General features: G+C 47.7%; 25 protein-coding genes. 9 read left to right on the top strand and 16 right to left on the bottom strand.

The window, feature by feature from the left end; genetic code table 11:
- Positions 1 to 33 precede the first annotated feature (33 nt).
- From ompR to AACT23_RS03895, 3 genes are all read right to left on the bottom strand, one after another.
- Positions 34 to 753 carry an osmolarity response regulator transcription factor OmpR gene (gene ompR, locus AACT23_RS03905; protein WP_010319303.1) on the bottom strand — a complete coding sequence of 240 codons (720 nt, stop codon included), beginning with the start codon at positions 751 to 753 and terminating at the stop codon, positions 34 to 36.
- Between the two features lie 370 nt (positions 754 to 1,123).
- Positions 1,124 to 4,450, bottom strand: coding sequence for a cellulose-binding domain-containing protein (locus AACT23_RS03900; RefSeq protein ID WP_176428675.1), 3,327 nt, complete (start codon positions 4,448 to 4,450; stop codon positions 1,124 to 1,126).
- A 544-nt stretch (positions 4,451 to 4,994) separates the two neighbouring features.
- Positions 4,995 to 5,981 carry a DUF3187 family protein gene (locus AACT23_RS03895; RefSeq protein ID WP_094129126.1) on the bottom strand — a complete coding sequence of 329 codons (987 nt, stop codon included), beginning with the start codon at positions 5,979 to 5,981 and terminating at the stop codon, positions 4,995 to 4,997.
- Positions 5,982 to 6,263: 282 nt separating this feature from the next.
- On the opposite strand from AACT23_RS03895, the gene nfsB reads away from it, so the two are divergent.
- Positions 6,264 to 6,917, top strand: coding sequence for an oxygen-insensitive NAD(P)H nitroreductase (gene nfsB, locus AACT23_RS03890; RefSeq protein WP_088728568.1), 654 nt, complete (start codon positions 6,264 to 6,266; stop codon positions 6,915 to 6,917).
- 3 nt (positions 6,918 to 6,920) lie between these two features.
- A complete protein-coding gene (locus tag AACT23_RS03885; protein WP_013855414.1) occupies positions 6,921 to 7,211 on the top strand; it encodes a putative quinol monooxygenase in 291 nt (96 codons plus the stop codon).
- A 7-nt stretch (positions 7,212 to 7,218) separates the two neighbouring features.
- Here the strand turns inward: AACT23_RS03885 and AACT23_RS03880 are convergent, their stop codons facing one another.
- Together AACT23_RS03880 and AACT23_RS03875 are read right to left on the bottom strand one after the other, a co-directional pair.
- Entirely contained in the window at positions 7,219 to 8,151 is a 933-nt protein-coding gene (locus tag AACT23_RS03880) for a LysR family transcriptional regulator (protein ID WP_013855415.1), read from the bottom strand.
- The gene (locus AACT23_RS03875; protein WP_176428674.1) at positions 8,135 to 8,899 is read right to left on the bottom strand and encodes a tRNA (adenine(22)-N(1))-methyltransferase; all 765 of its coding nucleotides are present in this window, start codon (positions 8,897 to 8,899) and stop codon (positions 8,135 to 8,137) included. The genes AACT23_RS03880 and AACT23_RS03875 overlap by 17 nt, the downstream gene beginning before the upstream one ends.
- A gap of 181 nt (positions 8,900 to 9,080) precedes the next feature.
- Here AACT23_RS03875 and AACT23_RS03870 point away from each other — a divergent pair, with 181 nt between their 5' ends.
- Together AACT23_RS03870 and AACT23_RS03865 are read left to right on the top strand one after the other, a co-directional pair.
- On the top strand, positions 9,081 to 9,431 hold the full coding sequence (locus AACT23_RS03870; protein ID WP_017048724.1) for a GlpM family protein: 351 nt from the start codon (positions 9,081 to 9,083) through the stop codon (positions 9,429 to 9,431).
- Positions 9,432 to 9,547: 116 nt separating this feature from the next.
- Entirely contained in the window at positions 9,548 to 10,588 is a 1,041-nt protein-coding gene (locus AACT23_RS03865) for an AbrB family transcriptional regulator (protein ID WP_017049382.1), read from the top strand.
- Positions 10,589 to 10,639: 51 nt separating this feature from the next.
- Here AACT23_RS03865 and greB read toward each other — a convergent pair whose 3' ends face one another.
- A complete protein-coding gene (gene greB / locus AACT23_RS03860) occupies positions 10,640 to 11,122 on the bottom strand; it encodes a transcription elongation factor GreB (RefSeq protein ID WP_010319306.1) in 483 nt (160 codons plus the stop codon).
- Between the two features lie 343 nt (positions 11,123 to 11,465).
- Between greB and AACT23_RS03855 the strand changes: the two genes are divergently transcribed.
- A complete protein-coding gene (locus AACT23_RS03855; RefSeq protein WP_094129120.1) occupies positions 11,466 to 13,796 on the top strand; it encodes a Tex family protein in 2,331 nt (776 codons plus the stop codon).
- Between the two features lie 149 nt (positions 13,797 to 13,945).
- Here the strand turns inward: AACT23_RS03855 and AACT23_RS03850 are convergent, their stop codons facing one another.
- Positions 13,946 to 14,416 carry a hypothetical protein gene (locus AACT23_RS03850; RefSeq protein WP_026027513.1) on the bottom strand — a complete coding sequence of 157 codons (471 nt, stop codon included), beginning with the start codon at positions 14,414 to 14,416 and terminating at the stop codon, positions 13,946 to 13,948.
- A gap of 266 nt (positions 14,417 to 14,682) precedes the next feature.
- Complete coding sequence (gene bioH / locus AACT23_RS03845) at positions 14,683 to 15,447, bottom strand: pimeloyl-ACP methyl ester esterase BioH (RefSeq protein ID WP_038148688.1); 765 nt, start codon at positions 15,445 to 15,447, stop codon at positions 14,683 to 14,685.
- A 146-nt stretch (positions 15,448 to 15,593) separates the two neighbouring features.
- Between bioH and AACT23_RS03840 the strand changes: the two genes are divergently transcribed.
- From AACT23_RS03840 to cysQ, 4 genes are all read left to right on the top strand, one after another.
- On the top strand, positions 15,594 to 16,295 hold the full coding sequence (locus AACT23_RS03840; RefSeq protein ID WP_094129117.1) for a phosphoribosyltransferase family protein: 702 nt from the start codon (positions 15,594 to 15,596) through the stop codon (positions 16,293 to 16,295).
- 99 nt (positions 16,296 to 16,394) lie between these two features.
- Positions 16,395 to 16,982 carry a Fe-S biogenesis protein NfuA gene (gene nfuA / locus AACT23_RS03835; protein ID WP_013855425.1) on the top strand — a complete coding sequence of 196 codons (588 nt, stop codon included), beginning with the start codon at positions 16,395 to 16,397 and terminating at the stop codon, positions 16,980 to 16,982.
- Positions 16,983 to 17,136: 154 nt separating this feature from the next.
- Positions 17,137 to 17,682 (top strand): ADP compounds hydrolase NudE, encoded by a 546-nt coding sequence (nudE, locus tag AACT23_RS03830; RefSeq protein WP_013855426.1) that lies wholly within the window; start codon positions 17,137 to 17,139, stop codon positions 17,680 to 17,682.
- Between the two features lie 24 nt (positions 17,683 to 17,706).
- The gene (cysQ, locus tag AACT23_RS03825; RefSeq protein WP_010319313.1) at positions 17,707 to 18,534 is read left to right on the top strand and encodes a 3'(2'),5'-bisphosphate nucleotidase CysQ; all 828 of its coding nucleotides are present in this window, start codon (positions 17,707 to 17,709) and stop codon (positions 18,532 to 18,534) included.
- Between the two features lie 82 nt (positions 18,535 to 18,616).
- On the opposite strand, the gene AACT23_RS03820 is transcribed toward cysQ, so the two are convergent.
- The 8 genes from AACT23_RS03820 to gspG are packed head-to-tail and all read right to left on the bottom strand — an operon-like array spanning position 18,617 to position 24,108.
- The gene (locus AACT23_RS03820) at positions 18,617 to 19,375 is read right to left on the bottom strand and encodes a type II secretion system protein N (protein WP_094129114.1); all 759 of its coding nucleotides are present in this window, start codon (positions 19,373 to 19,375) and stop codon (positions 18,617 to 18,619) included.
- Complete coding sequence (locus tag AACT23_RS03815) at positions 19,372 to 19,869, bottom strand: type II secretion system protein M (protein ID WP_013855429.1); 498 nt, start codon at positions 19,867 to 19,869, stop codon at positions 19,372 to 19,374. The genes AACT23_RS03820 and AACT23_RS03815 overlap by 4 nt, the downstream gene beginning before the upstream one ends.
- 10 nt (positions 19,870 to 19,879) lie before the next feature.
- Positions 19,880 to 21,091, bottom strand: coding sequence for a type II secretion system protein GspL (gene gspL / locus AACT23_RS03810; RefSeq protein WP_094129111.1), 1,212 nt, complete (start codon positions 21,089 to 21,091; stop codon positions 19,880 to 19,882).
- Entirely contained in the window at positions 21,060 to 22,079 is a 1,020-nt protein-coding gene (gspK, locus tag AACT23_RS03805; protein WP_094129108.1) for a type II secretion system minor pseudopilin GspK, read from the bottom strand. The genes gspL and gspK overlap by 32 nt, the downstream gene beginning before the upstream one ends.
- Positions 22,066 to 22,719 carry a type II secretion system minor pseudopilin GspJ gene (gene gspJ, locus AACT23_RS03800; RefSeq protein WP_088731482.1) on the bottom strand — a complete coding sequence of 218 codons (654 nt, stop codon included), beginning with the start codon at positions 22,717 to 22,719 and terminating at the stop codon, positions 22,066 to 22,068. Before gspJ ends, gspK begins: the two co-directional genes overlap by 14 nt.
- Positions 22,706 to 23,068, bottom strand: a complete 363-nt coding sequence (gspI, locus tag AACT23_RS03795; RefSeq protein WP_013855433.1) for a type II secretion system minor pseudopilin GspI — start codon at positions 23,066 to 23,068, stop codon at positions 22,706 to 22,708. Before gspI ends, gspJ begins: the two co-directional genes overlap by 14 nt.
- Positions 23,052 to 23,630: a type II secretion system minor pseudopilin GspH gene (gspH, locus tag AACT23_RS03790; RefSeq protein ID WP_094129105.1), complete on the bottom strand. Its 579-nt coding sequence runs from the start codon at positions 23,628 to 23,630 to the stop codon at positions 23,052 to 23,054. Before gspH ends, gspI begins: the two co-directional genes overlap by 17 nt.
- 34 nt (positions 23,631 to 23,664) lie before the next feature.
- Positions 23,665 to 24,108 carry a type II secretion system major pseudopilin GspG gene (gspG, locus tag AACT23_RS03785; protein WP_010319321.1) on the bottom strand — a complete coding sequence of 148 codons (444 nt, stop codon included), beginning with the start codon at positions 24,106 to 24,108 and terminating at the stop codon, positions 23,665 to 23,667.
- Between the last annotated feature and the right edge of the window lie 36 nt (positions 24,109 to 24,144).

Genomic DNA, 24,144 nt, shown 5'->3' with positions numbered 1-24,144 from the left:
CCTGTGGGTTAACCGACAGGAGCTGATTGAAATTTAAGACTCTTTACCATCTGGAACGAAGACGTAACCTAAGCCCCACACCGTTTGTATGTAGCGTGGTTTGCTTGGATCCACTTCAAGCATGCGACGTAAACGCGAGATTTGCACATCAATCGAGCGCTCCATTGCGGAGTATTCACGCCCTCTTGCCATATTCATCAACTTATCGCGCGACATTGGCTCACGCGCATTGGTGACTAGGGTCTTCAATACGGCAAATTCACCGGAAGTGAGCGGCATCGGCTCATCGCCACGGAACATTTCGCGGGTACCTAAATTCAGGCGAAACTCACCAAATTCAACCACCGACTCTTCAGCACTTGGCGCGCCGGGGGCTTCAATCACTTGGCGGCGTAGCACAGCTTTGATTCGCGCCAGTAGTTCACGCGGGTTAAACGGTTTGGGCAGGTAATCATCCGCACCCACCTCCAAGCCAACAATACGATCCACTTCGTCGCCTTTAGCGGTCAGCATTAAAATCGGCAACATGTTATTGGCGTTACGCAAGCGGCGGCAAATAGACAAACCATCTTCACCCGGTAACATCAAATCAAGCACCATTAAGTGGAAGTTTTCACGAGTGAGCAGGCGATCCATCTGTTCGCTATTGGCGACACTACGCACCAGAAAACCTTGCTCTGACAAGTAACGCTCAAGCAATGCACGTAAACGCGCATCATCATCTACCACTAAAATTTTATAGTTTTCTTGCATTTATTCGTCCACCGATGATCTAACCTTACCAGTAAACTGGCTTTGGCAAAATGTAGCACTGATTCCCCTACCGTGAGCTAAAGAATTGTTACGCTTTATTACTTTCTTAGTCGATCACTAACAATCTAATCGATAACAGAAAACGCGGCCATGCCCTTTGTCACAACGTTGGTATCATAAGTTGAGTCGATGGTGTAACGAAGGGGAGTGAGTTACTACATTTCGCACGCGCTTCAATGGATGAGTTAGAGGCTTACGTACTGAACCGCTCTTAAATATAATGAAGCCCCAGAAATCATTCTGGGGCAGTTTTAGTTTATCTACGGAGATTAAAAACCTCCGATATTTGTCACCATTGAGGCTACAATAGTTATTGTGGATTAAGACCCAACTTTTCTAATACTAACTTAAAGTTCGCTCTACGCTCCGCCAAGTTATGTACCTCGCCCGTAGAGCAGGTTGAATCTGGGCAACCACGGTTAACAATACCTGACACGTCATCAATAAACGCTGACCCTTTTAGACCACTCTCAACGTACTTTTTCAGCTCGTTGTAGTAATTCCAATCTGCGTATTGCCCACCTTCATTCGAATACGCCTGCACTGAGGTTACCCAGTAGAACAAACCAGCAATCCATTTAATTTCTTTGTTCTCTTCAGAGCTACAAATCAGACCGGGGTTGGAGCAAAAATCCATTTCAGCATATAGTGGATTTTCGGGCGGCGCTTCAACGGTTACACCATCAATGGTTTGGCCAATCGTTTCAGGGTCAACATGTGAACGTCCTAAGTAGTGGTTGAGCGTACCAAAGTTTTGACGCCCGGTGGTTTGGATAACACCGCGCCCCCACCAGCCACAGCCCTCTACGCTTTCTTGGCTGCTGCCGTCCCAAATGAACTTACCTGCTTTTTGACCAACGTAAGTCTTACACTCGTCACGCTCCCAAACTTGCTTAGACGTATCTACGTTTTCTGGAACATCGTTACAGTGGCCGTTGTTAGTCCAACGTCCTACCGCCCCGTTGACCAAGAGACCGCGCTCTTCTAGTACCGCATCAGGGGCGGCAAAAACTGGCGCTGGTGCACCGTACCATTTCGCATGTGTTAGCGCGCTCATTTCCATTTTATTATCACGCGGGCAGGAATACGCATGGTCTAAGCCCGATGCTGGGTTGACACCGTAGTCTGCGTATTTCTGACCAAGCTGACCACAACTGGCCGACATGGGATAGTCTGCAGGCGCACCGTATTTGGTTTCAGACCAATTATTTTCGTCACAGGCGTTATAACGGATAGTTTCCTGCATACTTTGTGCAAGGAATGCGGCAATCGCGACTTTGGCGTATGTGATGTTGGTTGCATCATCAACATTCTCATCCATCAACCAGAACTTGTTGCCTGCAACGCCAATGTTGTGCATCGCATTCAGACCGTCTAGGAAGTCATTCCATTTGTACACCGTTGATGGCACCCAACCATTACTTGGCGTTTCATATAGGAACGCTTCGTTATCCATCGCATTTTCAGCGTCAGCTAACTGTTGGTTCAATGCTTCGATACGAGTCAAAGAACCGTTTTCTAGCTCTTCACCAACGTAGTACAGGGGTACCTTCGCCTCTTGGTAACGCTCAATTTTTGCCGTTAGCGCTTCACTGTCTTTATCAAATTGCAGTGCAAACACGTTACTAAATGCCGCTTTCCGCAGTTGAGGTTTACTTTCACCTTGGCCCATGAAGTAGTTAGCTGCTTGCTCTGTTGGCATGTTCGTCAACATTGCTGGCGTCTTAATGTAGTCTGTCACCTGCTTCACGTACTCTAACGCGTTGTGCCACTGCTCAGCTGATAAGGCCTCTGTTACGCTGGATTTAGTAAACGCAACAAAGTCTGCTTTCGTCGCCACTTCAGCGTTGTACAGCTCAAACTTGTCGAGTAATTCTGCTGTATCGCCTGATGCACTGTCCCAAACTGACTGTCGACCTGAATGACTATCGTAGACAAAATCACCAATGCTAAGAGTCCAGCCAAAAGGGGCGTTTGGTGCTAATGTTGAGAGAATAAGATGGTGAGCTTGAGCCCAACCTTTGACATCATCGCTCAAGGCTTGAATCGCATCCATATCGATTCGGTTGTCCGTTCCAGTGGAATTGACCGCACTCGTGAGGGCTTCTTTAACCGCAACGGAGCCAAAGAACTCGCCTTGATCTTGTGTTGCAAGGTCCAACACATCGCTGGTGATGATGATTGATGCTGTGTCTGCCTGCTCAGCTTGATTGATGATAGAGACAAACGCTTGCGTTAATTGCTCAACATCCGCTAATTCCTCACGATTGCTCGCTTCAATTATCAGTGTCTTCGGTGCATTAGTTGATGGGCTGGCAACCACAAACGTATTTGGCCAGCCTGCCACTTCTAAACGCACAGGATCCATTGGGTTTGGTAGTGAAAGCAGTGGCGCAGTACCAGGCTCTGAACCATCACAATTAAGATGCAAAGACCATGAGCCGTCGCTACCTGGCAAGGTTTGTGTCCAATGCGCTGCAGAATAAGCAATATTGTTATGCACCATAATGTCGCCCTGATTGGCATGATCACCGCTTGTCCAATTTGGATAAACATTAAACTCCGCGCAGAGCTCATCTGGTGGAGTGACAGGCGGATCAACAGGATCCTCTGCAACCGTAAGACGAACACTCGCGCTAGAAAAAAGATTCTGAGCATCGGTGGCGATCGCATTTAAAGTGACGTCACCAGCTTGAATTGGCGACCAATCACAATCAAAACTATCCACCTCATTGGCCTCGTCGGCATTAAAAGTACAAATGGGTTGGCCATTAGCCTGCACAACCAGCGTGGATAAGTCATTATCCACGTCTGTTGCACGAACAGAAACCGAAACCTTCTCGGTAGGCTGAACCATCGCCCCGTTTACGGGGGTGATGAAACTCACCGCTGGAGCTGTAAAATCTTCTGTCACATTGGCTTCGATTGTAACAGACACCGATTGCTGCTTAATGACCTGATTACTTTTATCAAGCACCAACACCTTAATCGCCGCGCTACCAGCAGCATCGGGTGTCCAACTCTGAGAGTAGTTTGTTTGACTTTGATCGATGTTTTGCAGACCTAGGTTCTGACTGTTCACCCAAAATTCCACTTTTGCGGCTAATTCGCCTTCAATACTAACTTGAATGGCCGTCTCGTCACCCGCCGTTACCAGTTGGCCTGATACAGGGGTAAGAATCGATAATTCGGTTTCGTCAGGGATGGCTGGCTGATCAGAACACTCAGTCACCTGCCAAAACCAAGAGTCCTCATTCGGAGTTTCCCATACACCAGGGCTATTTTCTGCAATAAAGCACTGATCGTTATAAGAAACAACTTGACCATTTTCAACTTGAGTTTCACCCGGAATAAAAGGAATGATATCGCCTAAATCAGGTTCTGGTTCAGGTTCTGGTTCTGGTTCTCCTGAACAGGCAGCACTATCCCAAAACCAAGAGCTAGCATTGGGAGTTTCCCACACACCAGGATTATTTTTGGCAATAAAACATTCTCCATTATAAGAAACCAGATCTCCATTCTGAACCTTAGTTTCACCTGGTATAAAAGTAACTATTGAATTGCTGTCAGCAGCATACAAATATCCGCTGAACATCACACTTGCCAGAACGGAAGTTATTTTATTTATTTTTTTCATTTATTTATCCTTTGGGATAAAGATGATTTAAGTAAGACGCACGTAACAGATACGGCAACGGCACAACCACAATAAGAAGGGCATTCACAATAAGGGCATTCGATTTATGCCTATATTTAGCACGAGATACTTATTACTCGAAATGAAAAAAACTGAATAATACCGGGCATAATAATAATGAATAGATTCAGTAACTAAAATACAAAGGATAACTACATTATTATCATAACACTAATGCATCAATACATTAAAAATGATAATCAAAGAAGATAATGGTGAGTAATAACAAACTTCACCATATATCGCCAACGGTTAAAAGAGCGAGCAACTTAAATTACGGAAAAGCTAGTCAATAATACTAGCTTTATAAATAAGATGGACAAACAGTAAAATATTTCTCATTCAATATTTTACTGTTTGAGTTTGAGAATCGGTAAAGTACTCAACTAAATTCTATTTATTGCAATGTTCTACACTTCTTCCTAAGTAACTGTGCACAGTTTCGAGCACATTAGGTGGCAACTTTCACGGATGACATCGTTTGTCAGTTCGGCTCTTTATCAAAGCGGCCAAAGCGATAGCGATAGCCTAAACCAAAGGCAATATCGGTGCTGTTGTTGGCATTAAACATATTTTCGACCACAGTAACTTCAATCGCTGAATGGCTCATTTGATAACGATACCCCAAAATAAACTCGGTCGATGGTTTAGAAAAGTCATCCTCCCCCGTTGAAAGGCCTTGATAGAATGAGACCTGCCCAATCAGATAATGGCGTTCTAACCACTGATATCGATAACTGGTACCCATCGACCAAGTACTCGAATGATACTGTGTTTGGCCTGGTACATTGGTCGGGTTGCGAAAGCTGATAGCCAACAGCGTATCAAGTGCATGCTTACCTCTTCGGTAGCCATAATTGAGCTGCACCGCTTGTTCAAACTCGGATAGGTTGAATATTCCATGGTGTGGATCGTTGTAATAGAGTGAAACTCCCAATGACAAACCGTGATGAGGCTTATCCACCAGCTGGTACTGTAAATAACTGGTCAACGCACGGCTCAATGTCTCGCCTCGGAACGCTTCCTGATCAATGCCGTACTCTGGCATTTGAATGATGAAGCGATCGTTATCGACATCCTCACGCCCATTTTGATCAATGCCAAACCAGTCATGAAAAGCAAGTGTTAAGCCATCTAAATGATTATTGGCAGCAAAGTTCCAACGATAATTAAACTCAACCTGCCACTTCGAAGTGAGCTGCCATTTACCGCCCATTGCAATCTGATTCTGGTAATAATCCAAACTATAGTGGGGAGTGATCGCCCAAATGCTGGCGATTGTCGCGCTGGTGTAGAGCTCCACTTCTTCCTTTTGCATCGAAAAGCCGGAGCGAAGTTGTGCAGAAAGACTATTGGTATGCAGTGGCGATTGCACATAGCTTTGCGCAGGCCCGTAGTCAATGTCCGCCCACGCCGAGTGGATGGAAAGAGAAAAGAGAATAAACCAACAAATGCACTTACATTCCGTCATGCATACTCTCCGGCCAAAGCAACCTTTTGAATATATTAGACAATCATTAACGCTTAGTGAGTGACCATATCCCTTAATGATGATCTACCGTACACATTAAGTGTATGCGCTAATTCAGAAATATCATGAGATAGTGCTAACTTTTTCCGCAAGCTAGGGCGTTTTCAAATTCGGATTATCAAATTTTTTTTGAAAATGAATTAAGCAAGAGGCGGTTTCTTGTTTGGACTCAGTCCGTTATCTTAGCGCCATCTCGAATGTTATCTTCCCTAGGAGGGAAAAATGAATATTGTTCAAGCATCGCAAGCGCGCTATTCCACCAAAGCGTTTGACACCAACCGTAAACTGACTGAACAGCAAGTCGCTGATATTAAAGAACTGGTACGCATGAGCGCCTCTAGCGTCAATTCGCAGCCTTGGCATTTTATTTTGGCGGCTAGCGAGGAAGGCAAAACGCGTATCGCCAAAGCGGCGCAAGGTCAATTTTCCTTTAACGAACGCAAAATTTTGGATGCGTCTCACGTGATGGTGTTTTGCGCCAAAACCGATATTGATGATAACTACTTATTGACGCTGCTGGAAAACGAAGAGAAAGATGGCCGCTTTGCCAATGAAGAAGCCAAAACAGGCATGCACGGCGGACGCAGCTATTTTGTTAACTTGCATCGAGAAACGCTCAATGACGCCGAACACTGGATGCAAAAACAAGTTTATTTAAATGTTGGAACACTGCTGCTCGGAGCGGCTGCGATGGGCATTGATGCTGTCCCCATTGAAGGGTTTGATGCCGAGGTGTTCAACCAAGAATTTGGCCTGACTGAAAAAGGGTTCACCAGCTTAGTGATTGTACCGCTCGGTTACCACAGCGAAGAAGATTTTAACGCCAAGCTGCCGAAATCTCGCTGGCCAGAGCAAACCGTCTTTACTGAGTTATAAGCCATGATCCACTTATTAGCCGAAATCAAAGCCCTTCCCGACTCAATAGAGCGAGTGCAAGCTATGCTTGAAGCGCTGCTTGAACCGAGCCGCAACGAAACAGGCTGCTGCCAATATGAGCTCTATCGTGATAACTCGATTGACGGGTTATTCTTGATGCAGGAGATTTGGTGCTCAGAGGAGAGCTTGCAACAACACCAGCAGAGTGCGCATTTTCAGCACTTTCAACAACAGCTTAGCGAGCAAGAGGCATTGGAATACCTACAAATCCGCCCGCTAACGTTTGTTGGCTAATGCGGGATTAACTCTCACGCTGTTTGATGGCTGTCAGTACCGCTTGTCGTTGCTGGCAGCCTTTTCCACGAATAAATTCCTGAAAAGCGCGAATGGTTGGGGTGATCAAACGTCGATCTGCGCACACGATATAAATTGGCACTGGCCCACTTTCCCATTGCGGTAAAATGCGTACTAAGCGCCCATCAATAATATCCTGACTGATATCCATTAATGACTTATTGGCAATGCCTTTGCCTTTAACAGCCAATCGATGTACCACGTCACCATCGTTGCATGCGGGGTTTCCTTGCACTACCACACTCTGCGTTTCGCCCTCTCGGCTCAAAACCCACTTGTTATGCAGCGTGTCGGCCAGCATATAACAAAGACAATTGTGATGTTGCAGATCGTCAGGATGGAGGATAGGTGGATGCGTTGCCAAATATTCTGGCGAGGCGCACAACACGCGCTCGTTTGATTCACACAGCGGCATCGCAACCAAATTGGAATCAGCAGGATGGCCATAACGAATCGCAATATCCATCGGGTGAGCATACATATCCGCTAAGCGATCGGAGAGATCCAGTTTAACGATGACGTTCGGGTGCAAGGCAATAAATTCATCGATCCAATCCAGCAGTAAATTGCGCCCCAAATCCGAAGGGGCACTGAGGTGCAGCTTCCCCGCCAGTTGACCGCGCGCGCATGCTATCTGATCGAGCCCTTCTTGCAACGTGGCAAGGGCTGTCTGAGTTTTGGCGAGGAAAATCTCCCCCTCTTGGGTTAAGCGCATATGACGTGTCGAGCGGACAAAGAGCGGAAACTGCACCTGCTCTTCTAAGCGGCGAATGGCGGCACTGACCGCGGCCGTGGTCAGCGATACGCTGTTGGCCGCCTTAGAAAAACTGCCTTGGCGTGCGGTTTCGACAAACAAGTTCAGATCATTGAGTGCTTTCATATTCTCCGCCTATTGGGCTATTTCCATCGCTAAAATTTCCACGACAAGTGATATTAATCGGCTGATAGGCTTGCCAACGCTTTTGCGCGCTAACATCACCGCCTTGCGCTTTACGCTGATAATGCTGTTGCAATTGCGTCAGATAACGCTGGGCAATCATTTTTTGCTCATCATTGTCCACTTGCCAGATCGATTCGCCAACCAAACTAAGGAGGGGTAATTTTGGTTCTTTGCCTCGTACTGCAGGCGGATGAATCTGCACGTTCAGCAGCTCGTAGATACGCCGATTCTCTTCCACCAGTTGTTCCTGTTGTAATCTCGCGCCCAGTGTCATCAACTGTTCACGTAAGGTATAGCCGTGATGCACAGGACAAAGCAGAAAATCGAACGAGCGATGCGGATAACGCTCAACCAGCGCGGCAATGAATTCACTCATTAAATCACCGCCAACCCCAGCGATGATCAGTAGATGCGAGCCAGAATGGCTATCAAGCGGCAAATCGCGCACATCAAGGCAATGTGCACGCCAGCGCGGTAACGCCGCCGTTGCAGGGAAATAGCGCGTTAAATCGAGCGTCACCTTTTCAATCAACGCTGGCACAATATCAACAAAATGCACCACACTATTTGGACAGCGCTTCAGTAACGCCGCGCCAAGCAGACCGTGATCGCAGCAGCAATCCCAAATATGATCGTAGTGGCGGTTGATCTGCTGTACTAACTGCGTGAGCCGTTTTCCTAATTTCATCTTTGCCCAACCAAGCCGCATGATACAACACGCCGCCGAATAAAAAGAGTGGCGGCCATTTTACTTGGATTTGAAGAAATGTTGCAGAGAAAATAACAAACCCATCAATGAACATTTCTAGTTAACCTGTCAGTGATTTATAGTGAGCAACACTTAATCTATTCTGACAAAAGGAAATGTCATGGCAGCTCTGTTTTTCAAGTGCCTGCTTGGTGCGCTTGCCGTGTTGATCATCGCCCTGCTCTCTAAAAGCAAAAGCTTTTTTATTGCTGGTCTTGTTCCGCTGTTTCCTACCTTCGCTCTGATTGCGCATTACATTGTCGGCACCGAACGCACGATGGAAGACCTGCGCACCACCGCGTTGTTTGGCCTTTACTCGCTTATCCCGTATGCGGCATATCTGTTGGCAGTATACTACTTCAGTTATTGGCTACCTCTCACCAGTACACTGGTATGTGCCACTTTGGTGTGGTTGGCATTCGCTGCATTATTGTTAGTAAGCTGGACACGTTTAAACCCTGCGATGGCCTAAATCATCATCCCCGACGGTCATATCGATACGGGAGAAAGCCAAACGCAAGCACTACAACCTGAAGTGCTAGAGGAACGATGGCATTTACGCTGCACAATTTATTAAGGAAAGGCATAATGTTCGAAAGAGCTTCTTTTACTCTGTTTATTCACATTGTGGTGATCGCAGCTGTTGCGGCGAGTGTGGGAAGCCTGCTCGCCATTCCGCTTTCTGAAATGTTTATTGCCGCAGCTTTAGTCATTGTGCTGCATAAAAAACGCCTCTTATCAATTCGCGTTCCTAACGGGTTATTGTTGACGGTGCAAATTGTGCTCGGCATCAGCGTTGGGGCGACCATCAGTTTAAGTCAACTGGGCGAAACCTTAACCCTACCGGTGATTATCGGTTTGGTTTGCTGCTTAAGCTTGCAGATCGCCAGCAGCTTTCTTTGGCTCCGCAAAAGAGAAGGTTGGTCACCGTTTGAATCTCTACTCGGTGCGGTACCGGGCGCGATGGCAGCGATTTTGGTGATCAGCGAATCAAGCCAGACTCCTTCAACCAAAGTGGTTTATTCGCACTCGGTGCGCTTGATGATCCTCACGTTACTGGCTCTTTTTATCTCCAATAGCACGCCCGACGTTGCCCCCGTTGAGAGCAGTTTAACGATTTACGCGTGGTTGATTTTCTTTGCGCTTGCGCTGCTTAGTCTACTACTGGGCAAAGGCTCGACCTTGCTCGGCATTCCCGCGCCATATATGTTGGCGGCACTGCTGGTCACGGCCAGTTTCAATAGTTTTTCGACAGGCATTGCGCTACAACTTCCAACATGGATGGTAGTATTCGCCACCGCACTGCTGGGCATTTTGATTGGCGCACGCCTTGCCGATACCACATTGCGCGAAGCCATGGCTTATTCGCGCGCGGGTGTGATGGTTACACTGATTGGTCTGCTGGTCGCCGTCGCCGTGTCTGGCTTGTTTGCGTTACTGCTGGATAAATCTTGGGTGGTATTACTTTTAGCTTGGGTCCCCGGCAGCGTAGAAGCGATGACCGCCGTCGCCCTACTTCTGGGCATGGAACCCGCGTTTGTGATGATCAACCACGCCCTACGGCTACTGCTGCTCTACTCGCTACCCGCCGTGTTGAAAAAGCCGTTAGAGGCGTTGCGAAGCAAGTGAGATGAGAAAAATGAGCGACCGAGGAATATTTTGGATAACCGAATACTCCGTTCACTGCCCTTTTTCATACTCAATCGAGTTAATAAACCACTCTTTGATACCGGTGGGTGTGGGCACTTGCACCTCGTCATCAACCTCTTTTTTCAGCAGAGCACGCGCCATCGGTGAATCGATGGAGATGTAATCTTTCGCGTCACCGTAAATCTCTTCTGGGCCCACAATGCGAAAGCGCTTTACATCACCCGCTTCATTTTCAATTTCCACCCAAGCACCGAAAAACACTTTCCCCTCTTGTTGAGGCGAATAATCAACTATCGTCACTTCCGGTAAAAATTTTCTCAAAAAACGAATTCGGCGATCAATTTGGCGCAGTAAACGCTTATTAAAGGTGTAGTCTGCGTTTTCAGAGCGATCACCGAGGCCAGCAGCCCAAGTGACTATTTTGGTAATTTCTGGCCGTTTTTCATGCCAAAGATGGTCATGCTCTGCCTTTAATTTATTGTAGCCCTCACGGGTAATCAGTTTGGTCTTCAAGATCTTTTCCCATTACACAGCGCCGCACATTCAAGGTAGCCGCGGGTTATACATTCATCACGATGGCTTGCTACTATACTGTCATTTTCGCTCGACACCAACTGACTGAACTTATCTTTAGCCACCAAACTCATCTTCAGTTTTAGCGCTGCCAACGCTGAAAAATGACATCAAAATCACACGTGTTACGTGACCTCTTCGGCACAATCGGGTAGAAGGTTATCTCACTAATCTCATAACAGCGCGCCGTTAGACTAGAAATAAGTCTAACGTGCCCCAATAGTTACCCTATTCAAACCACCCTGAGTGGTGGTGCTACTGAACTACAAAAGAGAAACCACGGATGAGCCAAGCTATCTGCAAATTGATCGCACAAGAGCTAAATGTGCGTCTTGAGCAAGTGACAGCGACTGTCACACTTATTGATGACGGAAACACCGTTCCTTTTATCGCCCGTTACCGTAAAGAGGTCACGGGTGGGCTAGACGACACCCAATTGCGTACCTTAGACAGCCGTTTATCCTATCTGCGCGAGCTCGATGATCGCCGCCAAACCATTCTGAAATCGATTCAAGAACAAGGCAAGCTCAGCGCTGAGCTAGCACAAGAGATCAACCAAGCAGATAGTAAAACTCGCCTTGAAGATCTCTATTTGCCCTACAAACCTAAGCGTCGTACTAAAGGTCAAATTGCGATTGAAGCAGGGCTTGAACCCCTGGCAGACAAGCTGTGGAATGAAGCGCAAACCGACCCTGAAACCGAGGCCGCACACTATGTGAACACCGAGAAAGGGATCAGTGATATCAAAGCAGCACTGGACGGTGCACGCGCCATTATCATGGAACGCATTGCTGAAGATGCCAACCTGCTGGACAAAGTGCGCCGCCATTTGACGCGCAGTGCCGAATTGGTCTCTCGCGTGGTCGAAGGCAAAGAGCAAGCAGGGGAGAAATTTAAAGATTACTTCGCGCATAATGAAACGCTCAGTAAAGTGCCTTCACACCGAGCATTGGCCATGCTTCGCGGCCGCAATGAAGGCTTTTTAAGTTTGAGCATGAATGCCGACCCAGAGCAAGAAGAGGGCGTGCGCCAATCGTATTGCGAAACGCTGATTGCACAACACTATGGCATTCACTTAAGCAGCGCCCCTGCCGATGGGTGGCGCAAACAAGTGATCAGTTGGGCGTGGCGCATTAAAGTATCAATGCACATGGAAACCGAACTGATGGGCGCAATGAAAGAGCGTGCCGAAATCGAAGCGATTGAAGTGTTTGCCACCAACTTAAAAGATTTGTTGATGGCCGCACCGGCTGGCCCACGCGCCACTCTCGGCTTAGATCCTGGTTTGCGAACGGGTTCGAAAATTGCGGTAGTGGACGCCACGGGTAAGGTACTGGCGACCGAGACGATTTATCCGCATCAGCCGCATAACCAACATGACAAATCAGCGAAAATTGTTGAGCAGTTGGTACGCCAATTTAACGTCGATTTGATTGCGATTGGCAACGGTACCGCATCGCGCGAAACCGATACTTTTGTCGCCGATGTCATTAAGCGCGGCAACCTGAAAGTGCAGAAAATCATTGTCAGCGAAGCGGGGGCCTCGGTCTATTCAGCCTCTGAACTGGCAGCCAAAGAGTTCCCCAATATGGATGTGTCGCTACGCGGCGCGGTGTCGATTGCTCGCCGCCTGCAAGACCCACTTGCCGAGCTGGTGAAAATCGATCCGAAATCGATCGGTGTGGGCCAATACCAACACGATGTCAGCCAGTCGATGCTCGCCAAACGCTTAGATGCGATTGTTGAAGACTGCGTCAACGCGGTAGGCGTGGATGTGAATACTGCCTCTGCCGCGCTGTTAACACGCGTGGCTGGCTTGTCTAACGCACTGGCGCAAAACATCGTTGATTATCGGGATGAAAATGGACGCTTCGCCTCACGCGCTACACTGAAAAAAGTCGCGCGCTTAGGGCCAAAAGCATTTGAGCAATGTGCGGGCTTCTTACGCATTATGGATGGTAAAAATCCACTCGATGCCTCTTCGGTTCACCCAGAAGCTTATCCAGTGGTGAAAGCCATCGCCGAAAAAAATAGCAAAGAGATCAAAGCACTGATCGGCAATAGTGAGTTTTTGCGCAATTTACACGCCGTCGATTACACCGACGAGCATTTTGGCCTGCCGACTGTCACTGACATCATCAAAGAGCTCGATAAACCGGGCCGCGATCCACGCCCTGAGTTTAAGACCGCGACCTTTGCTGACGGCGTGACTGAAATGAAAGATCTGGAAATTGGGATGATTTTGGAAGGCGTGGTATCGAATGTGGCCAACTTTGGTGCTTTTGTTGATATTGGCGTTCACCAAGATGGCTTAGTGCATATCTCTGCGTTGACAGATCGTTTCATTGCCGACCCGCGTGAAGTGGTGAAAGCGGGCGATATCGTCAAAGTTAAAGTGATGGAAGTCGATGTACAGCGAAAACGCATTGCACTCTCGATGCGCTTAAACGATGAGCCGGGTCAAGATAACCGCAGCCAACGCTCTGGCGCAACAAGTAGCAACACGCGTTCGCATCAAAATAGTGGCCAACCGCAACGCCGTCGTGAAGAGCCACAACAAAACGCTGCGATGGGTGGAGCTTTCGCCGCCGCCTTTGCTAAAGCGAAAAAATAGCGGCGATGCGTAACTTACTGGATAAACGAATCACAGTGAAAAGCACCTAACCGCGTCGCTCATATCAGAGCCGCAAAAAACACAAATCCCCACTGCGGCCAACGCCTAAGTGGGGATTTTATTTATCGCGATAAGTCGCATTCATCGACCTACAACACCGCAATCACTTCAGAAGGCGTATTGGGGGCAACCGCGTGACCATAATAGTACTTAATTACAGTTCGCCGGCGCGCCATTTTGCCTTCGGTTATCGCAGCATCAATAATGTGTTTAGGTAACCTAAACCGCATCGTATAGCTTTTACCTTGATCCTTGCTGTAGGTGGCGAGAGCGAGCAAGTCAAACAGCCTTTCGAGCTCGCTTTTCTGCTCCTCTTGATAAGAAGTCGATGTTTCGTATTCGGTGCCAACCTCATAGCTTGGATGCTCTGAAGGGTCCCATGACGACTGTTTTCGTCTTTTATCATCCGCCTTTACCTTACGCTCAGCGTTGGTTTTAGCCAGTTCGACGGTTGGCATCACAGGGGCGCGGATCCGATTGTCACGCGCGGCCTGTTCCGTTTGCACATTAACCGATGGGGCGATAAGTGGCACACTTACGTTCGTTGGTGACACCATCATAGCCGAAACCTCCTCAGTATCGCCCGCCCCGATAGACCTGCTTTCGCTCAGCACTACTGGGTTAGACTTTATATCGACCAGATTGCTCAAACTTTTAGCAAATTTATTTTTAATTTAACATTTGCACCCAACGACTTGACGTTTCAGGATGCTGCAGATAAAGACAGCAAGCGGGTGAATCCCCATGAGAGAGATCAACGATGTGATTGAGGTGAGCCAACACAGTCGTAGCTTTAAGTAGAAAAAATTGCATTGCTATCAACACCTTAACGTGCAAAGGCGATGAGCTGCTGACAAAAATCGTCCAGTTCAGTGATGAACGGTGCGTGGGAGGAATTGCCAAAAATGTACTGCTCGCTATTGGGCAAGGTTTTTTGCAACTCTTGCGCCACCTTAACCGGCACCAAACCATCAAGCCGACCATACAGACGAAGCATGGGAATCGAGAGTGCTGTCAACGGCTGGCGCAAATCCACCTCCGCCAACATGACCAAACCCGCTAACAATGATTGTGGGTTCGGCGCTGGCCGTGATAACACCGCTTGTTTTAGGTATTTGACATCTTGCTTTGCCTGAGGGCTGCCCATCGCTTGCAGCGCCATAAAGCGCTCAACAGTAGCCTGAAAATCGTCCATTAACTGTTCAGTAAAGGCACTGAGCACTTGAGGGAGAATGCCACGCCACGGTTTCTGTGCCGCAAATTTGGGAGAGCTCGCCACAGTGACCAATTTGCTCACATAACTTGGGTGATGCAGTGCCATATGAGTCGCCACTAACCCACCCAAAGACCAACCGACCCAAATGGCTTGTTTAGGCGCTTGCATGATTAGCGCTTGCGCGATCTCTTCTAGATCAGCGGCGTGGCTAGCGGCGCTGTGACCATAACCAGGCAAATCAACCACGTGCACACGAAAATGTCCTTTAAGCACATCGACCGCTTGCTGCCATACTGCACCATTCATCCCCCAACCGTGCACCAAGACAAGATCATCGCCCTCGCCTGAGGCTTGCCAATATAACGCTGTGGCCATGCTCACAAATTCTCCCACTAAATTCACACTTCTTCGCTGAAAAAATACCGATCATACACTCACTGACTTGAAATCACGGTCAACACAAAGACTGATTCAAGTTGCAAGAGTATAACCATACTTCGTTTCACAGCTTTGGTTGAGTTATGTTATCGCATTGGGTTCAAAAAACCATCACTCGCTTGGTAAGCCGTCAGTGTCTACTGTGTCGTTTACCGATTGAAACTCACCAAACTGGGGCTTGGTGTAAGACCTGCCTAACCTATTTTTCACCGCAACCTCGCTGCCAACAGTGCGGCCTGCCAACGCTTATTACCGTGCCTCAATGTGGGCAATGTTTAGCAAATCCTCCGCCTTGGCAACGCCTATACTGTGTCGGCGACTATATTTTTCCGCTCAGTCACACCATTCATCAACTCAAATATGAAGGTCAATTTTGGCAATCTCGCCATTTGAGTGCCTTACTGACGCAACGTATCGACACTCCCGCCCCGCTCATCACTAGCGTTCCGTTGCACTGGCAACGGCGCTTAAAACGTGGCTTCAATCAAAGCGCACTACTTGCCTCTCAATTAAGTCAACAACTGGGGGCTAGCTGCGATAACCAGTTGATCAAACGCAATCGCGCAACGCCCCAGCAGCAAGGGCTTTCTAAATTACAGCGCAAACAAAATCTCAAACATGCATTCACACTACGGCACCTTCCCACGCACAAGCACATTGCACTTGTTGATGATGTAGTGACCACGGGCAGCACCGTGCAGCAAATCTGTCAATTACTGCTTGAAGTCGGTGTCGAAAGGATTGATATTTACTGCATATGCCGCACTCCTGAACCTAAAGATTAACCAACACGGTTTTATTTAGCGCGTAAAAAGGACTGGATCCGCCGTGTTTCAGGAGTAGAATGGCAAGTAATAACCTATAAATTTACTCAGGTATTCGTCGTGTCAAATTCTATTATTATTACCGAAACAGCCCAAACCCATTTCGGCAAGTTGCTTGGGCAACAGCCTGATGGTACTAACATCCGAGTTTTTGTAGTCAATCCAGGCACTCAAAATGCAGAGTGTGGCGTCTCTTACTGCCCGCCAGAGGCAGTGGAAGCGACTGATACTGAAATTGCCTTTGAAGGTTTTTCTGCGTATGTCGATGAACTGAGCTTGCCGTTTTTAGAAGACGCAGAGATCGATTTCGTCACTGATAAAATGGGTTCACAACTGACACTTAAAGCTCCGAATGCGAAGATGCGTAAAGTGTCTGATGACGCAAGCCTGATTGAACGTGTGGAATATGCGATTCAAACTCAAGTCAACCCGCAGTTAGCTGGCCATGGTGGCCATGTCAGCTTGGTTGAAATCACCGAAGATGGTATTGCGATTGTCGCCTTTGGTGGCGGCTGTAACGGTTGTTCAATGGTCGATGTCACCCTCAAAGAAGGCATTGAAAAAGAACTGCTTCAACAATTTGAAGGCGAATTAACCGCGGTGCGCGATGCCACTGAACACGATCGTGGTGAGCACTCTTACTACTAGTGACTCGCTAGATGCGTGGATTACAGAAAACGAAGCCGAGATGAGATTCTCGGCTTTTTTATACTTAAAATCATTTGCCGCGCTCAAGTCCTTTTCAATTAAGGTCATTTTCTCATATAGTTAGAAAAGTCATTTGCCTTACGGGAATTAGTGTATGCCAACCAGAAAACTGCCCGAAATTTTAGCCCAAAGAACGGCAGCTCAATCGACCCTGTTTACCATCGAATCATTAGATTTACGCTTTTCTAACGGCGAACAGCGCACCTATGAACGAATGAAACCGAGCGGCCGGCATGCAGTTATGATGGTGCCAGTAACGGCACAAGGAGATTTACTGCTGGTTCGAGAGTATGCCGCTGGCACTGAACGCTATGAGCTCGGATTCCCTAAGGGTTTGATTGACCAAGGAGAAAGCCCGCAACAAGCAGCAAATCGTGAACTCAAAGAAGAAATTGGTTTTGGCGCAAGCACCTTAACCCCCTTAAAAGAGGTGGTACTTGCCCCCTCTTACTTTTCGAGCAAAATGACACTCTTCTTAGCACAAGATCTATACTCAGAAGTAATGGAAGGCGATGAACCCGAACCTTTAGAGGTCATTCGCTGGCCTCTGGCCCAAGCAGAAGAGCTACTGACTCACCTCGATTTCTGTGAAGCCCGAAGCATTACCGCACTACTGCTTGCTCTGCGCAGCCTAAAATAACAAAGTAGAGCTATAGGATTGATGATGCCAACAGCCAATAATTTATCTTACTTACTGCCTGACGTAATTGAAATCGCTCGCTCTGCCGGGCAATTGATTCTCGATATCTACGAAAAGAAAAACTACGAAGCGTTCACCAAAAGTGACCACACCCCTGTCACCAGTGCCGATCTTGCTGCGCATAAACTGATCTGCGAACGACTGAGTGAACTCACGCCAGATATTCCTGTTTTGTCGGAAGAGGCGGCGGACATTAGCCTAGAAAAACGCAGCCAATGGCAGCGATACTGGTTGGTTGACCCACTTGATGGTACGCAAGAGTTTATTGCGCGCAGTGGTGACTTTGCCACCATTATCGCACTGATCGAAGAAAACCAACCAGTGATGGGCGTCGTCTATGGGCCAGTTTCTGGCGTGACCTACTACGCCTACGCAGGCAAAGGCGCATGGAAGATCCCCGACATGTCTGAAAGCTTGCGTATTGAAACACACAAGCACGAAACCGTTGGGCAATCCATCGCGATTGCGATCAGTCGCCGCCAAGATATTAACCGCATTACAAGTTGTATGAGCAGCGCATGGAATTATGAGTTAGTACCGCTGGGCTCGGCAGCGCTGAAAGCGTGTTTAGTCGCAGAAGGTGCTGTCGACTGCTATTTGCGCCTCGGCCCAACCGGTGAATGGGATACCGCCGCCACGCAATGCATCGTAGAAGAGGCGGGCGGACGCATCCTCAACACGCAACTGCAACCGCTGTCCTACAATGAGCGTGAAACGTTAGAAAACCCCAACTTTATTGTGTTAGGGGATGCTGATTTGCCTTGGAATACCATTTTACAAGTCAAACCATAACGGCCATTACCAATAAAAATGCTGATCAATAGACTCAGCACTTTTATTGGGGGTATGAAATGATTACGGTTAAAAAAACCAATCAAAGCTGGCCTTGATAATTAAACTGATATTTACCTTGGTTGTCTGGCGCTCCAATCCACTGTAATTGATCCGCCATTTCGGGTGGGAATTGCGCTTCAGGTTTAAACCATGCTTTCGCACTGTAACTCATGTCTGGTTGCAGCTGCAGGGCAAACTCACTGCTCATTTGATCACTGTTTTGCTGGCCGTTCAATGTCATCTGATTGCTTTGACATTGCAGATCTGCGACTACCGGACCAAGCGAGAGCTCTCCTAAAGGTGAGTCAACTCGGCCATGAGTCCACGCAAGTGAGCCTTCGGCAGATTCACACCACGGGCTATCATAGCGGTAATGGTTCAGGGACAACTCGACTTGCCCCTGAAAAGTCACTGGTACAGGCAGCGGAAACAGCGTCGCTAATTTATTAGCCGCGACAGAAACCACAACCTTGTCCGCATAAGGGCCAGAAAACCCCAGACCAAGATTGCCTTTGCCACGAACTCCCATATCACTACCGCGTCCAAAGCGTACCGCTACTTCAAACTTGGCCATCAGCAGTTGTGATACTTGGATGTCCCAGTTGAGATCGCCGACATTTTGCCCTTGCCAAAAGAGTTGTTGAGCACTACCAGACCACACCGTACCGTCAACACCAGTGACACGCATGACTTCGGAAGAGGAGAGTTGATTCATCACCAAGGAGGCCGGAATATGCGCGACCACACTGATGAGAAAAACCATTACAAGGAACCCGCTATAGAGCAATTTCTTTTTCACTCACCACCTCGCTTCAGTTGTAAGCGTTTTACTTCGACAACGCCACTTTGCTGAGCACGGTTGATGTCCATAAACTCGACATCGACACCTTGCTGCTCTTTTAGAAAGGCAAGCCAATCCACCAATTTAGAGAAAGGAAGTGGTTGTATCCAAACCTGCATCATTTCATCACGCGGTTGAATACGAATAAGCTCAATTTGAAAACGCTGCACACTTGATGAGATGACTTGATTGAGCGGTTGCGTCGTTGCCACCCCACCACCTTGTGCGCGCAATTGAGTAATGGCATCGGCCTTATCCGTCACCCAATTAAGCAATTGTCTTTCACTGATAATCCGGGCTTGCGCAAGCTCGGTTTTCTGATTAAGTGGCGCTAAAATGCCCCAATAAATGATCGCAACCACACACAGCGACACACCACCTAACAGTAATTTCTGTTCACGAGGGGAAAAGGCCGCCCATCGTTGTTGAAGTGCACTCAGGCTATTTTTCATGTCACTAACCTCACTGGCTTTTCAGTATGAAGGTACCATTGACTACAGAACCCGAGCGGTTTAACTGCCCTTGCTCAACCACAAACTGCTTTTCCAATTTAAGGCGCGCTTGTTCAAAGCTTTCAAAATCATTACTTTGAACTTCAAGACGAATTTCACCCCGATTGCCATCATATTTAACACTTTGCAACTGCATGTTCGGTACGCTGCCGACACTGCTGGGCAGCTTGGACAACCACTCCAACATCGAACCGTTGGCTTCGCCGCCAGAGAGCCGAGCCGCTTCATCATTCATCAGTCTTTTCAGGTAACTGATGGTGGGTATTTTCTGTTTATCAGGGAAAACCGCGCGAAAAACACGTTCACTCTCCGCTCGATAAGCATCGGCTTGCGCTTCGTAGTGCCCTGCTTGCAAAAGATGGTGGCTGGTTGAAGTTACAATCAACACCGCGGCCGCTAATGCGCATTTTTGCCATACTTGCCAATGCTTCAAAAACGAGGACTTGGTTTTAAAACTTCCCGTCAGTAAAGTCACTTTGCTCGCTATCGCTTGCTGAGTCAGCAGCGCCATGACTAAATGAGGCTCGGCCTGTTGCCAATGTTGCCCTTCAGCCAATGTCAGCTCAGGGAGCGGGGTATACGCCTCTAGAGGTAAATAGTGCCCCTCTTGCTTGACCCATTCTGAAGCACTAAACAGCGTTAACCACTGCGGTTCAATGCTCACCCCTAAATACTCACCTTTACGGATTAACCATTCTTGGCCGATCTGCAGTGCCGACAACCCCTCTGATGCAGGGATAGCCAACACATCCGGTAATACCTTTTTCACGTCAAAACCCGCGGCTTTGAGCTCATCTAAGCGGGTACGCAACCAAGCACGATCCACCCCGACAACGTAAGCAGTGGAAGCGGTTTTATGCAAAATTGAAAAATGCAGCTCATCCACATCTTGTGCGATCTCATCTTCGATTAGATAAGGCAACATTGACTCTAAGCGACGAGCCGCCCCTGATGGAATCGCGACCTCAGTGAGAACTAAATCACTGGCAGCGAGCAGCACAATCGTGGCGCGTTCAGCCGCATAGCTAGAGAGCTGAGATAGCTGCTCCCATCCGGATATTTCACCGCTGGCAATCACTTCTTGCTGCTGTGTTGACCACACCAGCCAAGGTATTTCAGCGTCTTGTTGACTACTCAGCCGAACGGTCAGAAACTCGCTCACTGATCCCTCCAAAGCGACGGCGTATGACCGTTGCGGTTTCTCTATTATCACTAAACAATAAACTGCGAATACGAACTCGCGAGTCATCAACCAAGATTTGAGCATCCAGTTCAAAATAAGCACTATCGACAGCTAGGTACTGTTTCGCTTCTTCTTTCACTTTGCTCTCCACAGCAGCCAATGCGGCCTCTGCGAGAAAATTGTCTACCGAAGCCCAGCCATCAAATGGTCGGCTCTCGAGTAAGTTTTTTGCATCCCCTTCACTTAAGTGCGGGCTGAACATCGCCACCAATAACTTGGCATGATCGGGTTCCAAGGTATTGATATTCAAACGCCAATCATCAGTGGGGAGAGTACATATATAAGGCGCTATTTTATTCATTACATCACCGCTCACCTGCTGAACCGCGCGCAACTCACTGTTATCCGCAAGTAAACTATTCGCCGCCAGATAAGCAGGAGACATTGATTCATACTGGCTGTCTTCTACGCCATAAGAGGACTGCACATCTGAATCGCCATCAATATACTCCCAAGCCGAATCGGCAATCACTTCGGCTTGATAGCTGTCGACCTCAAGCTCTTCCAATAACCGTTGCAACACTTGCACTAAATAGGGTTTTCCGACACTCCCTGCCGCAGGTCTGGCTCTCGAGAGTACATTCAGGTTAAAACAAGCCTGTTTATCAAGGATGCGTCCTTTCAGAGTGCCGTAATCCAATGGATACGTTTGCTCTTTCATCGCCCAAGGTTGACTTAAGTTAATCGTTTCGTTGTCTTTGTAGCTCTGCTCGATAGCGACTTTGGCTAAAGCTTCACTACCCACACTATACCAATAGGCTTGCTGGTAACTAATTTGATTATTCGCTCTTTGAAACTGTGTGAATAAACGCTCGGACATGGTTGCGGCAATCGACACCATAATCGCCAACAACAGCAAGATAACGATTAACGCTACACCGCGTTGGGCTCGATTAGGGTGCGCCATTATTATCAGCCTCTTTATTGGTCGAATTGATGCCACCACCAGCAGTAAGGTAGATACGCTCAATCTCGCCGTAATCTTTCAGCGCCAATTTCACGGCCACCGCCTGTGGGATTTTCAAGGCATCACTCCACTCTTCACTCCATTTATCTTGGTTATAAAAGCGCAGCGATAGTGACTCAACATCATGTAACAATGGCGTGATGATCCCTTCTTGCCCTGCAGGAGTATCAGGATAACGCCACCATATACGCTCTAACACGCCCTCTTTAATTCGGTAGCCGACCTTAGTGACTTCCCCGCGTGGAAATTGCTGCTGTGGGTTATGCCAACCTAATCGTGCAAACAGCACTCCTTTTTGATCGGAGTCGAGCAAGTACTCTTTCCAAATCAGCATCTGTTGACTTGGCTCTTCACCATTGGTGCGAAATTGACGCGTTGCCATCTGCCGAAAATCGCCATCCATTAACACCATGGCGCGCTGCAATTCGTTCAAACGTTGGCTACGTTGGGCTGAAATCTCATTACTGCGCTGGACTTGGTTCAATACTTGGTAAGCACCAACGCTCAAACTAGCGAAAATCGCAATCGCCACCAGCACTTCAATCAGGGTAAAACCTTTGTTCCGTTTATTTGGCGACATAACTTCTCACTGTCACCAAAGGTGATCCTTCTTTTTCACTAGCCACGCTGACATCAAAAGCTTTCAATAAATTATCCGCAGTGGGTACTAAAGTGACTTTCCAATACCAAGTTCGACCCGCCAATACTTCACTGCCATTTTTCGCTTGTACATTTTTAGGAGTAAGCATCACTTGCGCCATCTGGTTATCGACCACCATGGCGGCAAACGCTTTTTCTTCCAAATAACTCACGGTATTGATGTGTTGGCTGACCGAACGGATCACACTGATGGAAGCGGTGGCAAAAATAGCCAGCGCCACCAAGACTTCTAACAGCGTCATCGCTTTTTGTTTACCCATCGATCGCATCTCCCGGAGCGAACAGCGTGATTTCCCCGTTTTCTTTCACTACCACTCGCCAGCCTTGCTCTGCATCTTGCTGATTAAGATGGATGCTCAGGACAAAAGGAGTCAGCTCACCACTCGATAAAATAAACACTTGTGGTGGTAGCTGCTTTTTCTGTTCGTTTTCATCAACAAACTTATCGTCATCAAACAGACTGCCCGGTTTGAAGAGTCGATCGTCGTTTTTCCATGCACTTCCTCCCAGCTCAAACTGAAGAGATAACCCCTCAGGCAGTTGGAGCTGTGAAGCCATTTTCTTGCTCTCTAGCGGCTGCCATCCCTTGTCCTCCATCGATAGGAAAACCAGATGCGATTTTTTTTCATCGACCCGCAAACCAAAATCTTTGCCACTGAGAATAGCTTCTTCATTGCTCAGTTGTAGACGCTGATAAAGGCTCATCGCGTACTGTTTCGCATCATCGTTGTTCGTGCTAGGTAGCGTCGATATAACGGCCACAGCACTGAGCGAGAGCAGCACGAGCACCAGCAGTATTTCGAGTAGGGTAAAACCGCGTTGAGATAGCATCAGATAAATGGGGCGGCTAAGGCCGCCCTCTCTCTTATTGGAAATCTTGCATGTTCCAGTTGCCTATGTCGGCACTGGCGCCTTCGCCACCTTCTTGACCATCAGCACCTAGCGTGAAGATATCAATCGTACCGTTATCACCAGGGCTTAAGTATTGATAAGGGTTGCCCCAAGGGTCATTTGGCAAACGGCGAATATAACCGTTATCGCGGTAGTTGCGTGGCTCAGGATTCGACGGCTTGGTCACTAGAGCTTCTAAGCCTTGATCTGTCGTTGGGTACACGCTGTTGTCTAATTTATACATATCCAACGCATTTTCGAGTGCGACAATATCGGTAATCGCTTTTTGTTGGTCAGCTTTTTCTTTATTACCGAGCAAATTAGGCACCACAAAACTCGCCAAAATACCCAAAATAACCACAACCACCATCACTTCAAGCAAAGTAAAGCCCGACTGTTTATTTGTTTTTGTTCTCATTCCAATCTCCAACATAGTTTGGTCGTTATCATTGCA

It is taken from the genome of Vibrio sp. V09_P4A23P171 (genome assembly GCF_963875615.1).
In the GTDB taxonomy this organism is placed as follows: domain Bacteria; phylum Pseudomonadota; class Gammaproteobacteria; order Enterobacterales; family Vibrionaceae; genus Vibrio; species Vibrio anguillarum.
Note: the sequence above shows the minus strand (reverse complement) of the source record. Positions and strands in the feature narration are given on the sequence as shown.

Bases quoted from the DNA above. Each gene is read 5' to 3' on its own strand.
- AACT23_RS03815 (WP_013855429.1), bottom strand. From the start codon at position 19,869: ATGAAAAATAGCCTGAGTGCACTTCAACAACGATGGGCGGCCTTTTCC.
- nudE (WP_013855426.1), top strand. From the start codon at position 17,137: ATGCCAACCAGAAAACTGCCCGAAATTTTAGCCCAAAGAACGGCAGCT.
- ompR (WP_010319303.1), bottom strand. From the start codon at position 753: ATGCAAGAAAACTATAAAATTTTAGTGGTAGATGATGATGCGCGTTTA.
- AACT23_RS03855 (WP_094129120.1), top strand. From the start codon at position 11,466: ATGAGCCAAGCTATCTGCAAATTGATCGCACAAGAGCTAAATGTGCGT.
- gspI (WP_013855433.1), bottom strand. From the start codon at position 23,068: ATGCGATCGATGGGTAAACAAAAAGCGATGACGCTGTTAGAAGTCTTG.
- AACT23_RS03885 (WP_013855414.1), top strand. From the start codon at position 6,921: ATGATCCACTTATTAGCCGAAATCAAAGCCCTTCCCGACTCAATAGAG.
- gspK (WP_094129108.1), bottom strand. From the start codon at position 22,079: ATGGCGCACCCTAATCGAGCCCAACGCGGTGTAGCGTTAATCGTTATC.
- AACT23_RS03840 (WP_094129117.1), top strand. From the start codon at position 15,594: ATGTTATCGCATTGGGTTCAAAAAACCATCACTCGCTTGGTAAGCCGT.
- gspH (WP_094129105.1), bottom strand. From the start codon at position 23,630: ATGCTATCTCAACGCGGTTTTACCCTACTCGAAATACTGCTGGTGCTC.
- AACT23_RS03850 (WP_026027513.1), bottom strand. From the start codon at position 14,416: ATGATGGTGTCACCAACGAACGTAAGTGTGCCACTTATCGCCCCATCG.
- AACT23_RS03870 (WP_017048724.1), top strand. From the start codon at position 9,081: ATGGCAGCTCTGTTTTTCAAGTGCCTGCTTGGTGCGCTTGCCGTGTTG.
- AACT23_RS03895 (WP_094129126.1), bottom strand. From the start codon at position 5,981: ATGACGGAATGTAAGTGCATTTGTTGGTTTATTCTCTTTTCTCTTTCC.
- AACT23_RS03900 (WP_176428675.1), bottom strand. From the start codon at position 4,450: ATGAAAAAAATAAATAAAATAACTTCCGTTCTGGCAAGTGTGATGTTC.
- AACT23_RS03875 (WP_176428674.1), bottom strand. From the start codon at position 8,899: ATGAAATTAGGAAAACGGCTCACGCAGTTAGTACAGCAGATCAACCGC.
- cysQ (WP_010319313.1), top strand. From the start codon at position 17,707: ATGCCAACAGCCAATAATTTATCTTACTTACTGCCTGACGTAATTGAA.
- nfsB (WP_088728568.1), top strand. From the start codon at position 6,264: ATGAATATTGTTCAAGCATCGCAAGCGCGCTATTCCACCAAAGCGTTT.
- gspJ (WP_088731482.1), bottom strand. From the start codon at position 22,719: ATGTCGCCAAATAAACGGAACAAAGGTTTTACCCTGATTGAAGTGCTG.
- AACT23_RS03880 (WP_013855415.1), bottom strand. From the start codon at position 8,151: ATGAAAGCACTCAATGATCTGAACTTGTTTGTCGAAACCGCACGCCAA.
- bioH (WP_038148688.1), bottom strand. From the start codon at position 15,447: ATGGCCACAGCGTTATATTGGCAAGCCTCAGGCGAGGGCGATGATCTT.
- AACT23_RS03865 (WP_017049382.1), top strand. From the start codon at position 9,548: ATGTTCGAAAGAGCTTCTTTTACTCTGTTTATTCACATTGTGGTGATC.
- gspG (WP_010319321.1), bottom strand. From the start codon at position 24,108: ATGAGAACAAAAACAAATAAACAGTCGGGCTTTACTTTGCTTGAAGTG.